7 protein-coding genes are annotated in these 13,497 nt (G+C 69.4%); all 7 read right to left on the bottom strand.

Going from position 1 to position 13,497, the window contains the following annotated elements; genetic code table 11:
• Positions 1-38: 38 nt before the first annotated feature.
• Positions 39-5,954 carry an Ig-like domain-containing protein gene (locus DXT68_RS02445; RefSeq protein WP_052677810.1) on the bottom strand — a complete coding sequence of 1,972 codons (5,916 nt, stop codon included), beginning with the start codon at positions 5,952-5,954 and terminating at the stop codon, positions 39-41.
• Positions 5,954-7,081 carry a serine/threonine-protein kinase gene (locus DXT68_RS02440; protein WP_045254938.1) on the bottom strand — a complete coding sequence of 376 codons (1,128 nt, stop codon included), beginning with the start codon at positions 7,079-7,081 and terminating at the stop codon, positions 5,954-5,956. Before DXT68_RS02440 ends, DXT68_RS02445 begins: the two co-directional genes overlap by 1 nt.
• A 146-nt stretch (positions 7,082-7,227) precedes the next feature.
• On the bottom strand, positions 7,228-7,797 hold the full coding sequence (locus DXT68_RS02435; RefSeq protein ID WP_045254939.1) for a DNA-3-methyladenine glycosylase I: 570 nt from the start codon (positions 7,795-7,797) through the stop codon (positions 7,228-7,230).
• A gap of 153 nt (positions 7,798-7,950) precedes the next feature.
• Positions 7,951-8,997: an NAD(P)-dependent alcohol dehydrogenase gene (locus DXT68_RS02430; RefSeq protein WP_045255011.1), complete on the bottom strand. Its 1,047-nt coding sequence runs from the start codon at positions 8,995-8,997 to the stop codon at positions 7,951-7,953.
• A 178-nt stretch (positions 8,998-9,175) separates the two neighbouring features.
• Entirely contained in the window at positions 9,176-11,245 is a 2,070-nt protein-coding gene (locus tag DXT68_RS02425) for an acyl-CoA dehydrogenase family protein (RefSeq protein WP_045254940.1), read from the bottom strand.
• Between the two features lie 120 nt (positions 11,246-11,365).
• Entirely contained in the window at positions 11,366-12,661 is a 1,296-nt protein-coding gene (locus DXT68_RS02420) for an HTTM domain-containing protein (protein ID WP_052677811.1), read from the bottom strand.
• A complete protein-coding gene (locus tag DXT68_RS02415; RefSeq protein ID WP_045255013.1) occupies positions 12,658-13,470 on the bottom strand; it encodes a DUF5819 family protein in 813 nt (270 codons plus the stop codon). Before DXT68_RS02415 ends, DXT68_RS02420 begins: the two co-directional genes overlap by 4 nt.
• Positions 13,471-13,497 lie beyond the last annotated feature (27 nt).

Here is a 13,497-nt window from a genome sequence, read left to right as displayed (position 1 = left end):
GGGCAGGGGGTTCGCACTCTCATCACGGCAGCGGCTCATCAGGGCACCGGGCAGGCATCCATCGTGCGCGTGATGGGCTGCAGCGTGGCGAACGCGCCCTTCCAGGTGAGCGCGACCTCGTAGCGCGCGGGCTGCAGAGGGTCGGTCTGGAGCGGCTTGGCGGTGATGGTCGCCGAACCGTTCGCCGCCGTCGAGATCGTCGCGACGTTCTGCGGCTGAGCGGGCACGCACTGCGCGAAGTCGACCGTCACCATGGTCGGGGCGCTGCCGGACGCCGGGGTGAGGGCCACTTCCGGCGAGCACGCCCACGTGAAGGTCTGATGGCACGTCCGCGCCTTCGCATTCGACGGTGCGGAGTTGGGAGAGAGCGAGAAGCCGCCCTCCCAGCTGCCGTATACGCGGAACTGCGGGGAGAAGTTGGGCTGCGCCTCGACCGTCGGAGCCTTGGCGAGCCCGTAGGAGTAGCGGTTGCCGCTCTGTGCGTACGTGTTCGACACCGCCCAGGTCAGATCTCCCCCCGGGCCGCCGATCGACTGGAACACGAAGACCGACGCCGGCGACGACTCGGCGACGCCGTAGCCGTTCGACGCGCACACCTTGACGTTGTAGGTGCTGTACGCCTCGAGTCCGGACAGGGTCGGCGTGTCCGACATGACCTCCGCGTTCGCGGAGAGCGTGCCGTCGGGGTTCGCCGTGCACGTCGCGGTGCCCGAGCGCCAGGCGAGGTACTTCATGGTGATCGGGCGCGCGCTGCCGTTGCCGTTCGCCGACGTCGGGCCGCTGACCGCGATCGACGAGTTCGAGGACGCGGCCGCCGCCGTGCCCGAGCCGATGATCGGCGCTCCGGCGACGGTCACCGACGCCTGGAACGCCCCGCCCTCGTTACCGCCGCCTGTCGGAGGCTGGAACTGGCTGATCGGGACGATCGTGATGGTCTGAGCACCAGGGGGGAGCGTGACATCGACCGTGGTGGTGGCTCCGGATCGCGGGATGACCTGCCCCGAGTTCTCGATGCGGAACGAGGCCGCGTCGTCGCCGGCGGTGATCGACAGCGAGGCGACGCCCTGCGACGTCGTCGTGACACCGGCTCGGTAGACGGGCGCGGCGGCCGCGCCGGAGATCTCCGGGGCCGCATACGCCCACGTCGTGTGGGCCGAGGTCGGCGTCGACGAGCCGACCGCGTTCACCGCGACCGCCGTGTACGCGTGCGGCTCGCCGTTCACGAGACCGCTCACCGTGCAACGGTAGAACCCGGCGTTCGGGGTGCAGGCCGCATTCGCCGGCGCTCCGTCGCGGAGGATCGTCACTCCGGTCACCGCGGGGTGGGCGCGAGCGGCCTCTCCGAGGGGCACGTCGAGGGTGACGGTTGTGCGGGTGTACGCCGCGGTCGTCACGCTCGCGGGCGGCTGCGAGATGCCCTGCAGGTCGAGCGTCATGGTGCCTGTGCCCGTTCGTCCCTGTGCGTCGCTGACGACGAACGGGATGATGCACTGACCGCCGGGGGCGTTTCCACCGCCGGGCCAGCTCACGGCCAGGGAGTTGCCGGCGACGGTGACGCTGGCGACGTCGCACCGCGCTCCGGCGCCGATCGAGGTGAGGGTGAGACCGGCACCCACCTTGCCCTGGAACGGGTCGTACTCGCCGGCGATGCCGACGGCCTCGACCGAGCATCCGGGGGTGGTGACGATGCACTGCTGGGTGAAGGTCGCGCCCCGCGGGGCGTCGGGCGGGGCGATGCCGACGACGAGACGGATGGCCGAGGATGCGCCGCCGTACTCCGCGACGCTCACCGCGATCTCCTCGCGCGTACCGGGCTGCGCATCGGCCCGCGCCTCGATCGTGAGGGCGGCGCCGTCACGGGTGACCGTGAACGCCGATCCCGAATAGTCGATGCCGTACTGCAGCGTCGAGGCGTCGCCCGAGCGGCCGCCCTCCCACGAGACCATGCCCGAGTAGATGTCGATCGTCGCAGCGGCACCCGGCGCGATGGTCTGCGCGATCGGCGCGAGGTTCACCTGCGGCGCGGCGGGGCGGATGCTGATCGGCACCTCGATGTACGACCAGCTCTGCTGACCCTTGAGCCTCACCGGCACGAGACAGGTGTCGGACCAGGGTGCGCCGGTGCCGGACTGGTACGTGCCGGTCTTGCCGGTCGCCGAGCAGATCGCCGAGGCCCGCTGCGCGCTCAGGTCGGTGCCGACGTCGAAGGGATCGGAGCTCGAGAGGTCGACATAGTCGCTGACGTCGAACTGCGCCGTGGCCTCCTCGTCGACCACGACGGGCTCGGCACCGGGGAGGGTCTGCACACGGAGGTCGTCGAAGGCCGGGATGTGCAGGAAGCCGTGCCCCACGATGTCGCGCCCGCCGACGGTGCCGCTGAGCGTGAACGGGACGAGGGCGCCTTCGGGGGGAGCCTGGCCCGTGATCCGGTCGCCGGACACGGAGAATCCCGGCTGGTCGCCCCACAGGCTGAGCGTGAGGGCACCGACGTCGCCCGAGGTCCACTGCACCCGGTCGGTCACAACATCGATCCCGCCGCTGGAGAGCTCTGCCCTGTCGCGGGCGGTGAGCACCGTGTCGGCGACTGTCGGCTGATCGGCGACGTCGTCTTCGGTGACGGTGACGACGATGAGTCCCTGCGAGGTGCTCCCGGTACGTGTGGACTGCACGGTGTAGATGTACGAGTTCGTCCCGGCCACGTCTCCGGCCTGCAGCACGACGCGGCCGTCATCCAGCGAGGTCTGATCGTCGATGAGCCGGTCGAGGCGCGCGTAGAGGGGGTTGCCCGGCGCCGTCGGCGCATTCGGGATGAGTTCGACGAGCTCGAGCTCGCCCTGCGCGGGATCGATGTCGTTGGCGCGCGGATCGAGCACGACCGGCGTGGACGAGTCGACGCGCACCCGCACGTAGTCGCTGAACGTGACAGGGGCCGTGTCGTCTATCGCGGCGTCGAGGACGCCGATCCGCACGGTGCCGGTTCCCTGATCTCCCTGCGTGTCTCTGACGGTGTAGTCGAAGCTCACCTGACCGTCGCGGACTCCGCCCGCCGGAGCACGGTACACGATCGCGTCGCCGGAGGGCGAGATGGTCACGGTGCCCTTGCCCGAGCCGGGCTGCGCGACGCCGGCGAGCGAGACCCTGTCGCCGTCGGCATCCATCCCCGTCGGGGGCACCGTGAGCGAGACCGTCTGACCGCTGAGCACTCGGCCCTCGAGCGTGATCGGCGTCGGCGCCCGGTTGGTGCCGGAGGGCACGACGGTGACGAGCACCGTGCCGTTGTCGGAGAGCGAGGGGTTGCGCTCGAGTGCGACCGAGTAGGTGAGCCGATAGGTGCCGGGGGTCTTCGGGGCCAGATACCGCAGCGCGTTGCCGTCGGCGAAGACGAGCTCGTCGGGCTGGTCCGATCCGGTCACCTCGGGCAGCACGAGGAGGGGTTCGCCGCGGGGCGCGACGTCGTTGGCCGTGACCGCGATGCGGGAGAGGGACCCCGCGCGCACCGTGATGGCATCGGCGAACACGATGGGTCTGGTGACGGTCGACGGCGAGGTGAGGAACACCGTCACCGTGCCCTTCACGGCGCCTCCTGCGCCGTCGGCGATCGTGACGGACGCCGAGCCGATGACGCCGGGCTCGCCGTCGGCGGTCGTGCCGCTGACGCGGATGCTCTCGTTGCCCACGACACCCACGTTGAGCCGGGAGGTCGAGCTCTCGGCACCCGAGACGAGCAGCACGCGACCGGTGTTGTTCTGCACTCCGCGGAGCACATCCACCGTCGTGTCCTGCCCCTCGCGGACGAAGGCCGTGAGGGGTGCCATCGCGAGGGCTGTGGACCCGTCGACGGCGGTGACGCGGATCACGGCCGAACGCTCGGCCTGGGTCACCGCATCCTGCGCGGTGTAGGTGACGACATACTGGCCGGGCTGCGCGACGGTGAGCTCGACCGTGCCCGCTGCCGTGTTCGGTGCCACCTCGAGGCCGTCGGCGGAGGCCGACGTCTGCACGGCGTCGAGCAGGCGGTAGGAGCCGGATCCGCCGGAGAGATGATCCGCGACCTCGATCGACTGCGGCTCGCCGACGAGCGCATTCAGAGCCACCGGGGCGGCGACGAGCGCGGGGTTGGCGGTCACCTGCACGTCGAGGACCTTCTCGGCCGTCGCGCCCTGGGCGTCCTGGACGACGACCGTCACGGAGATCACGGCATCCGCGGCGTTCGGGTCGGTGTGGCGGATCGCGACGCGGCCGTCATCCATCGGCACGACCATGACCGGTGCCGCCGCGTCGGTCTCGTAGGCGTCGCTGAGCACGAACGGGTCACCCTCGGGATCGACCCAGCCCGACAGCGCCGCGACGATCGTGCTGCCTCCCGGCAGCAGCTGCGGTGTCGGCCATTCCTGCTGACACGCCTCGACACCGCACCAGACGGGAGCCGAGTTCGATGCAGGATCGACGACCGTGAGCGTGACGGTCGCAGGTTCCGATACGGCGGACCCGTCGGTGACCGAATAGCTGAAGCTGGCCTGCCCGGACCCCGCGCGCACGGTGACGACGAGCGACTGCCCGTTCGCGACGAGCGAGAGATCGCCGAAGTCGGGATTCGAGAGACCGCCGAGCGACGCCGCATCGACCGAGAGCACGTCTTTGCGGTTCGGGTCGTGGTCGTTGTAGAGCACCGGCAGGATGACCTGCTGACCGCTGCGCACGCCGAATGCATCGTCGACCGCGACCGGCGGCATCTGCTCGGCGATGTCCTCGACGACGACCGTGCCCTCCTCCTGCTCGGTCTCCTTCTCGACCGCCCACTGGTCCAGCGGGATGAGGCGGCCCTCCGGAGCTGTCCAGATCAGCCCTGTGCCCACCTCGGAGAGCACCGCGCGATCGCCGTTGCTGCGGAACACCGGCCGGATCGACCCGGACTCGAGAGCCTTGTCCGGCATGGTGAGATCGACGGACTTCCCGTCGGCCCAGAGGGTTCCCGCGCCCGTGTCGAGCCAGGCGGCGTAGGCCTCCCCGCCGGCGAACGCCGGAACGGCGGGAACGCCGGAGGCCTCGACCGTGCGGGTCGCCTCACCTCCAGCGAGCGGCACCGAGACGAGACCGTCCGAGTCCGCGATGAGCAGGTTCTCCGCCTCGACGGAGCCGGCCTGCAGGACCGCATCGTCGGCGATGTCGAGAGTCTGCGGCTCTCCACCGCCCGTCCACAGCCGTCCGTCGCCAGGCTGCAGCAGCGCCCAGCGATCGCCCACGACGGTCATGGCGACGTCGGTTCCGGCGTCGGGCGCCGAGTCGATCGCCTGCGCGTCGCCGAGGAATGCGTACTCATCGATGTCGAAGCGTCGCACCGCGCCCTCGTCGCCGGAGTACAGCGCGAGGATCCCGTCGGGCGACAGGCCGATCGCATCGGCGGTGTAGGTCGGCGGATCTTCTCCCTCTTCGACCTCGACGTCGGAGAACGGGTCGACGACGGCCGTCGCTGCTCCCGCGCTGAGGGTGGAGACCGAGACCTGCCCGGTGTCGGAGCGGTACGCGACGTAGGGGCCGGCCGAGACGATCTCCCTGGTGCCGGCGGGGGTCGGCTCCGACGCGGACGCGGTGCCCTCCTCGCCGGAGTCGGAGAGGAGGTTCTGGGGCGCCGCGGCGTCGAGATCCCAGCGCTGTCGGGAGCCCTGGCTGTAGAGCACCGCATCGGCGCCGCTCTGCCAGACGGCATCGGGCGCGTCGACGTTGCGCACGGTGTCGATCTCGGCGAGCTCGGTGTTCACCCGCGCGTACTGGCCCGAATCCCGCAGCACCCAGACGGACGACTCGAGGCGGGGCACCTCCTGCGATTCGTAGCCCTGTGCGGTGACGGCCACAGCCACCACCGTCGCGAGGGCGGCGACACCGGCGATCGAGGCGATCAGTCGTCGACGAGAGAGCGGCGGCGTCGCTGTGCGGTTGCGGTCACCGATCGCCATCAGATCACTCCGGTCATCATGAGGACGGTGACCCCGACCGCGCCGAGTGCGACCATGCCGATGCCTGCGCCGATGAGTCCGACGACGAGCGGCGAGCGCTCCCGCTTCGGGACCGGCTGCGCGTCGACCTCACGCGGGCCCGACCCCTTCGCGGCCGCGCGCGCTGCGCGGCGAGAGGCGGGGTCGACGGTGGTGACGACGGGGCCGCGGGAGGCGGCATCCGAGAAGTCGACCGGCGAGGCGGCTGCCCAGTCCGCGGATGCCGCTTCGAAGGCGGTGGGGGCGATGCGCAGCTCGTACTGCGCCCAGCGCAGACGCTCGGCGAACTCGGTCATCGATGCGAACCGACGCTCGGGGTCGCGCTGCATCGCGGTGGAGAGGATCTCGTCGACACCGCGAGGGAACCCGGGGACGGGGACGGGCGTGTACTGCGCCTTCACGATACGGCGGGTCAGGCGGTCGCGGGAGTTCTGCGACCGGTCGTCGACCTCGAACGGCGTGCGGCCGGCGAACAGCGTGTAGAGGGTGGCGGCGAGGCTCCAGATCTCGCTCGCGACGGATCCCGAGACCTTCTCCTGCAGCACTTCGGGGGCGCTCCACGGCACCGACATCGCGATCGTGTCGGACTCTCCCTCATCGAGCACGGCCGCGGCGATGCCGAAGTCGGCGAGCACCGGACTGCCGAGCGAGCTGACGAGGATGTTGGAGGGCTTGATGTCGCGATGCAGGAGCCCGGCACGGTGCACGGTCTCGAGCGCGCCGGCGATGCGCACACCCGTGTCGAGCACGTCGGCGACCGGCAGCGGGCCGCGCTTGTAGCGGGCGCTCATGTTGTCGGGGCAGTACTCCATCGCGATGTAGGGACGGCCGTCCGACGAGATCGAGGCCTGGTAGATCGTCACGATCGCGGGGTGCGCGCTGAGGCGGGCGGAGATGTCGGCCTCCGCGTTGAAGGTGCGGAGGATCTCGGGGTTCACGGCGTCGGCGAGAAGCACCTTGACGGCGGAGACGCGTCGGGGCAGATCCTGTTCGTAGAGGAAGACGTCGGCGAAACCGCCCGAGCCCAGCGGCCGGACATAGCTGTAACCGGAGAGCACCGGTGGCGCAGACATGGTGCGCTTGGCCATGCGCTTCCCTCCCGAAGTGAACAGACAGCGAGAGAACGCCGTACCGCGTCAGCAGAGTGCGCGCATCCCCCCCATCGGATCATAGTCGAGGGGTCGCCCGCACCGCCCCTGTCACCGTCGTTTCGGCGGCCCGTGGAGAGTGCCGGTCATGACCGCCAGCATCCCTCCACATGGTCGTCGACCATTCCGCTCGACTGCATGAGGGCGTACATGGTGGTGGGTCCGACGAACCGGAAGCCGCGGCGACGCAGCTCCTTGCTCATCGCGGTGGATTCGGGGGTGACCGGCGGAACGTCCGACAAGCTCTTCGGCCGGGCGCCCGAGGGGTGCGGCGCGAACGACCACATGAGTCGGTCGAGCTCTCCGTCGGGCATGGTGCGCACGATCTGCGCATTGCCGATGGTGGCCAGCACCTTGGCCCGGTTGCGGATGATGCCGGCATCGCCCATCAGCCGCTCGACATCGGATTCGTCGAACTCCGCCACCGTCTCGATGTCGAAGCCCGCGAACACCTCGCGGAACCGGGGACGCTTGCGCAGGATCGTGATCCACGAGAGGCCCGCCTGGAACCCTTCGAGCGCCATCTTCTCGAACAGCGGACGATCGCCGTGCAGTGCCCTCCCCCATTCTTCGTCGTGATAGCGGACGTACTCGGGGTCGTCGCCCACCCAGGCACAGCGAGCACGTCCGTCGGGTGCGGTGATCAGCGAGGTCATGCGCTCACGCTAGCGGCGACGGCGGACATCTCCCCTCCGGGGGTTCACCGAACCGGATGGCTGAAGAGAAGACGGGATGGCGGGCCGGATGCCGCCATCCCGTCCGCCGACCGGGGAACGGTCAGCCACAATGCGGGGGCAAGGACCCTGCGATCAGTCCGCGAACGTCGAGGCGTCGATCACGAAGCGGTAGCGCACGTCGGAGGCGAGCACACGGTCGTACGCCTCGTTGATCTGCGCGGCGGTGATGACCTCGATCTCCGAGGCGATGCCGTGCTCGGCGCAGAAGTCGAGCATCTCCTGCGTCTCGCGGATGCCGCCGATGTTCGAGCCGGCGAGCGAACGGCGACCGCCGATCAGCGACATCACCTGCACGGGCAGCGGTTCGGCGGGCGCCCCCACGCAGACCATCGAGCCGCCCACATCGAGCAGCCCGAGGTAGGCGCGCAGGTCGACGACCGCGCTCACGGTGTTGAGGATCACGTCGAACGATCCGCCCAGCGACGCGAAGGTCTCGGGGTCGCTCGTGGCGTAGTAGTGGTCGGCGCCGAGGCGCAGCCCGTCATCCTTCTTGTTCAGCGTCTGCGACAGCACGGTGACCTCGGCGCCCAGGGCATGGGCGATCTGCACGGCCATGTGTCCGAGACCTCCGAGACCCACGACGGCCACGCGCGAGCCGGGTCCGACGTTCCAGTGGCGAAGCGGCGAGTAGGTCGTGATGCCCGCGCAGAGCAGCGGAGCGGCGACATCGAGCGCGAGGGCGTCGGGGATGCGGACGGCGAACGACTCGGTCACGACGACCTGCTCCGAGTAGCCGCCCTGCGTGATCGAGCCGTCACGATCGGTGCTGCCATAGGTGAAGACGGCGCCGCGGGAGCAGAACTGCTCGTCGCCGCGCTCGCAGTTGCGGCACTCGCCGCAGGAGTTGACGAGGCATCCCACGCCGACGCGGTCGCCGACGGAGTGCCTGGTCACGTCGGAGCCGACGGCGGCGACGGTTCCCGCGATCTCGTGACCCGGTGCGAGCGGATAGCTCTGCGGGCCCCAATCGCCGCGGACCGTGTGGATGTCGGAGTGGCAGATGCCGGCGAAGGCGATGTCGATCAGGATGTCGTGGGCACCGAGCTCCCTCCTCTCGATGACGGTCTTCTCGAGCGGTGCGGCTTCGCTGGGTGCGGCGTAAGCGTGGACACGGGTCATCACGGGCTCCTCGGGTGGAATCGGGTAGAACCCGTCGACCTTACGGGCCGAACCTGTGTCGATCCCGACCTCGGCCATCGGTCGGCGTGCGCGATTCCGCACGAACGTCGGCCCCGGATGCAGGAACGGCCCCGCACACGGGGTGGGGGGCCGTTCCTGCGGAATTGCGAACGCGAGGTCAGCGCCTGGCGTTCTTCTTCAGCGTCTTCTCCAGCACCGGAGCCTCGCCGGATGCCGCGAGCGCTGCGTAGTACTCGCGCGCCTCGTCCTGACGCCGACGCTCCGCGCCCGAGGCGATCGGTGCCCGCACGTGCTCCGGCTCGTAGCCGAATGCGTCGACGAGGTCGAGAGCGTGCGGACGCAGACGCGTGCACAGGCGGTCGATGTAGCGGGAGACCGCGGCGGCGCGCTGCGTCGACAGCCGCCCGTTGATGAGGTGCCAGGCGAGGTGCTTCTCGATGAGCTGCAGCCCGAACAGGTCGCGCAGCCAGGTGAGCACCTTCTTGGTGTCGGGATCCTCGATGCGCCGCAGCGCGTCGGTGAACGCCTCCCACTGCAGCAGCTCTCCGTGTGCCCTGGCCGCCTCGATCAGCTCGGCCTGGTTCTCGTTGAACAGCTGGGCGCCGAGCACCTTGTCCTTGCCCGCAGGGCGCAGGCGTCCGGCGATGTCGGCCACCATCTGCTGCACGCGCTCGGCGAGCAGCTGGTGCTGCTGCTCCTCGCGCAGTCCGTTCTCGACCGACCGCGACACCTGTCCGAGGTCGACGACCGACTGCCCGAACTGGCGAAGGCCGGCGCCGTGGAACAGCTTGCCCGCGGTCATCCCCACCGCGAACTTGGCCAGGGCCGCCGCATCCTTGCCGGTGAACTGCTTGGCGTAGTCGGTGAGCAGACGCTTGCCCACCAGCTGCAGCAGCACGTTGTTGTCACCCTCGAAGGTCACGTAGATGTCGAGGTCGGCGCGGAGTCCGACGAGACGGTTCTCGAACATGAAGCCGGCACCGCCGCAGGCCTCGCGCGCCTCCTGGAGGGTGTCGAGGGCGTGCCAGGTCGACAGCGGCTTGAGGGCTGCGGCCAGCGTCTCGAGATCCTCGCGGTCCTCGGGGGTGTCGATGCGGCCCGAGAACACGCCGTCGAACTTCTGCAGGAACTCGTCGTGCGCGAAGATCTGCGCGTAGGTCGTGGCCAGACGCGGGAACAGACGGCGCTGGTGCTTGCCGTAGTCGAGCAGCACGACCTCCTGCCCGTCTGCGCCGTCGAACTGGCGACGCTGGGTCGCATAGGTGATCGCGATCTTCAGTCCGAGGGCGGACGCCCAGCAGGCCGCGCCGTCGAGCGACACGCGCCCCTGCACCAGGGTGCCCAGCATCGTGAAGAAGCGTCGACCGGGGCTGTCGATCGCGCTCGAGTACGTGCCGTCGGCGGCCACGTCGCCGTACTTGTTCAGTAGGTTCGTGCGGGGGATGCGGATGTGGTCGAAGCTCAGGCGCCCGTTGTCGATGCCGTTGAGGCCGCCCTTCAGGCCGTCGTCCTCACGGCCGATGCCGGGCAGATCTTTCCCGTCGTCGCCGCGAAGCGGAACGTAGAAGCAGTGCACGCCGTGGTTGACGCCCTTCGTGATCAGCTGCGCGAACACGGTCGCGGCGATGCCGTGCAGCGCCGCGTTGCCGAGGTACTCCTTCGTGGCACCCCGGAACGGGGTGTTGATCACGAACTCCTCCGTCGCGGGGTCGTACGTCGCGGTCGTCCCGACGGCGGCGACATCGGACCCGTGTCCGATCTCGGTCATCGCGAACGCGCCGGGGATCGAGAGGTCCATGACACCGGGCAACCACTTCGCGTGGTGCTCCGCCGTGCCGAGCTGCAGGATGGCCGAGCCGAAGAGCCCCCACTGCACACCCGACTTGATCTGCAGGCTGGGGTCGGCGACGACGAGCTCCTCGAAGCCCGCGATGTTGCCGCCGTTGTTCTCCTCGCCGCCCAGAGCCTTGGGAAAGGCGCGGTGCACGGCCTTCTTCTCCACCAGAAGGTGCAGCTGGCTGAGCACGCGCTCGCGGTGCTCGTCCTTGCCGAGCGCATCGTCACGCCAGAACGCCGAGTCCTTGATCATCTCGCGCGCTTCGCGGCGGGTGTCCGCCCAGGTGCCCATCAGCAGATCGGTGACACGGGCGACGTCGATCCGCAGATTCGCGTCGGCGGTGCGGGGGTGAGGGCGGGTCGTCTTCGGACGGACGGCGGCGTCGACCATGAGCGTTCCTCTCAGAGGGAAGTAGGGATGCCTTCATGGTAGGTCTGCGACAACATCCTCAGAAGTCGCCTGTACCCATCCTCCAAGCCGCACCGATCCGGTGGACCGACACGATTGTGGTCAGCCCACAGACGCGACCCGTGATGCCTCTGACGCCGACGGCTCCACCGCTCCGGGCGGAGGCGACGCCTTCGTCTGCTCCCACCGCCGCCGTGTCCCTGCGCTCAGACGCGCCCAGGTGCGATCGCGGATGAAGATCGAGTCGATCGCGATCATCGTCAGCGAGAACCAGGGCAGCCCCATGAGCACGCCGATACCGATGTGGAAGGAGAGGATGCCGACGAGCCCGATCAGACGCGTGGGTCGTGTCAGCAGCATCAGCGGGAACGCCACCTGCAGGATGATCGATCCCCAGGTCGCCGCGACGACCATCGGCCCCCACGACGTCACCAGATCGCTGAGCACCGGCCAGGTGCCGAACCGTGCGGTATGCAGCGGGTTGTAGACCGCATACCCCTCTTCCCACGGCGCACCGCCGGCCTTGTACAGCGCACCCGAGGCGTACACGAAGCACACCTGCGCCGTGAGGGCCACGAGGGCGAGGTTGTGGAACACCGTGCCCAGCAGCGCCGGCTGACTGCCGGGCCTGAACCATTCACCGCTCTTCGCGCGGCGCTTCGCATCCAGCGACCATCGCGCGGCGGGATCGGCGAAGAACAGCAGCAGCAGCGCGATGCGGAACATGTTGTCGCCCTGGTCGCCCACCATGTCGTTGGCCTCGACGAAGCCGATCCACAGGCAGAAGAACACCGGCAGCACGATGCGGAACCGCCAGCCCAGCACGAACAGCACCGCGAGAACGCCGAGCAGCAGGTAGAGCGCGGTGTAGAGGACGTCGTTGCCCATCGCCGGGTGGAAGGCGCTGAACACCCAGATCTTCGGGAACTCGCTCACGGGCTCGACGAGCTCGCCGTTCCAGGCCGATCCCGACCCGAAGGTGTACAGACGTGTGCCGAAGTTCGCGGCGAGCAGGCCGAGCGCGGTCACGCCGAACAGGATGCGGGTGACGGCGAGACCGTACAGCGCCTTCTTGCCCGAGAAGAGCCAGTCGCCGACGAACGCCGAGATGCGGTCGATGGCAGAGAGCACCATCGACCAGAGTCCGGCGATCATCGACGAGGCGAAGCTCAGCAGGCGGGTGAGGAACGACCGCGGCGGCGTTCCGCCGGGAGCGCCGGACGGTGACGGAGCGGGAACGGGAGCCGCCGGAGCGGGAGCGGGGGGCGCAGGTGCGGTGGTCGTGGCGCGCGTCGATGCCGCACCCTGGGCGGCCGGTGCCTTCTTCTCCGTCTTCGGCGTCTTCCCCGTCTTGGCCGTCTTCGCCGTGGAGGACGCGGTCCTGGTCGGTGCGCTCACGGCTGGATCCTCTCGAACTGGCCGCGGAAGGTGTTCGCGAAGTTCTCGCGGCTCTGCCCTTCCTCTTCTATAGGGAGTCGCCACCCGGTGGTCGAGAACGTCGGATCCGGTCGCTGGGCACCGGGGTCGTTGCGATCCGCGTAGGGGACGACGTTCTGGCGGCTCACCCGGTACTGCACCTTGATGACGGCATCCGCTCCCCAGATCGCGTAGGCGACCTGCGTGGCGTAGGCGGTGGAGAGGTGCTCCTCGGCCATGTACGCCTCGGTCGACGGGTTGTCGCCCTCGAGCTCGTCGAAGGAGCGGACCATCCAGGCCTCCCCGTCGCCCTCGGCGAAGTCGAGCCCGACGATGGCCTTCTGGTCGGCGTTGAGCTTGTTGAAGGCGTTCATCTGGCCGCTGGCGACCTCGCTCGACTGGATGCCGGCGCGCGGCGGCATGAGGTTGTACCGGATCATCGAGAGCTCGACGTCGGTCGCGCTCACCCAGCCGGTCTCGACCTCCTCGCCGTCCTTCTCGATGACGGCTCGGACGTTGAAGTGGTAGTCGCCGTTGATCGGCTCGGGGGCGAACACGCTCCACGACTGACCGAACATCGGCAGCATGTATCCCGACAGCACCTGCTGCGTGGGGATCTCCCGCAGCGCCGAATACGGCGCGATCCACAGGAACGACGCCCCCACGTGCCAGAGCGTGAGCAGACAGGCCGCGAAGGCTATGAGCTTGACCCACCAGGTCGGACGCGGTCGTGCGACGACCGCGTCGGTCCGCTCCGCGGCGTCGTGCTCCGTCGATGAGATACCCGACATCGTGCCATCCACATCTCTCTCGTCACC

Origin of the sequence: Microbacterium foliorum, from assembly GCF_003367705.1 — a bacterium.
GTDB classification, from domain to species: Bacteria; Actinomycetota; Actinomycetes; order Actinomycetales; family Microbacteriaceae; genus Microbacterium; species Microbacterium foliorum.
The sequence above is the reverse complement of the archived record's forward strand: the minus strand, read 5'-3'. Positions and strand labels throughout refer to the sequence as shown.

Bases quoted from the DNA above. Each gene is read 5' to 3' on its own strand.
- DXT68_RS02445 (WP_052677810.1), bottom strand. From the start codon at position 5,954: ATGGCGATCGGTGACCGCAACCGCACAGCGACGCCGCCGCTCTCTCGT.
- DXT68_RS02440 (WP_045254938.1), bottom strand. From the start codon at position 7,081: ATGGCCAAGCGCACCATGTCTGCGCCACCGGTGCTCTCCGGTTACAGC.
- DXT68_RS02435 (WP_045254939.1), bottom strand. From the start codon at position 7,797: ATGACCTCGCTGATCACCGCACCCGACGGACGTGCTCGCTGTGCCTGG.
- DXT68_RS02430 (WP_045255011.1), bottom strand. From the start codon at position 8,997: ATGACCCGTGTCCACGCTTACGCCGCACCCAGCGAAGCCGCACCGCTC.
- DXT68_RS02425 (WP_045254940.1), bottom strand. From the start codon at position 11,245: ATGGTCGACGCCGCCGTCCGTCCGAAGACGACCCGCCCTCACCCCCGC.
- DXT68_RS02415 (WP_045255013.1), bottom strand. From the start codon at position 13,470: ATGTCGGGTATCTCATCGACGGAGCACGACGCCGCGGAGCGGACCGAC.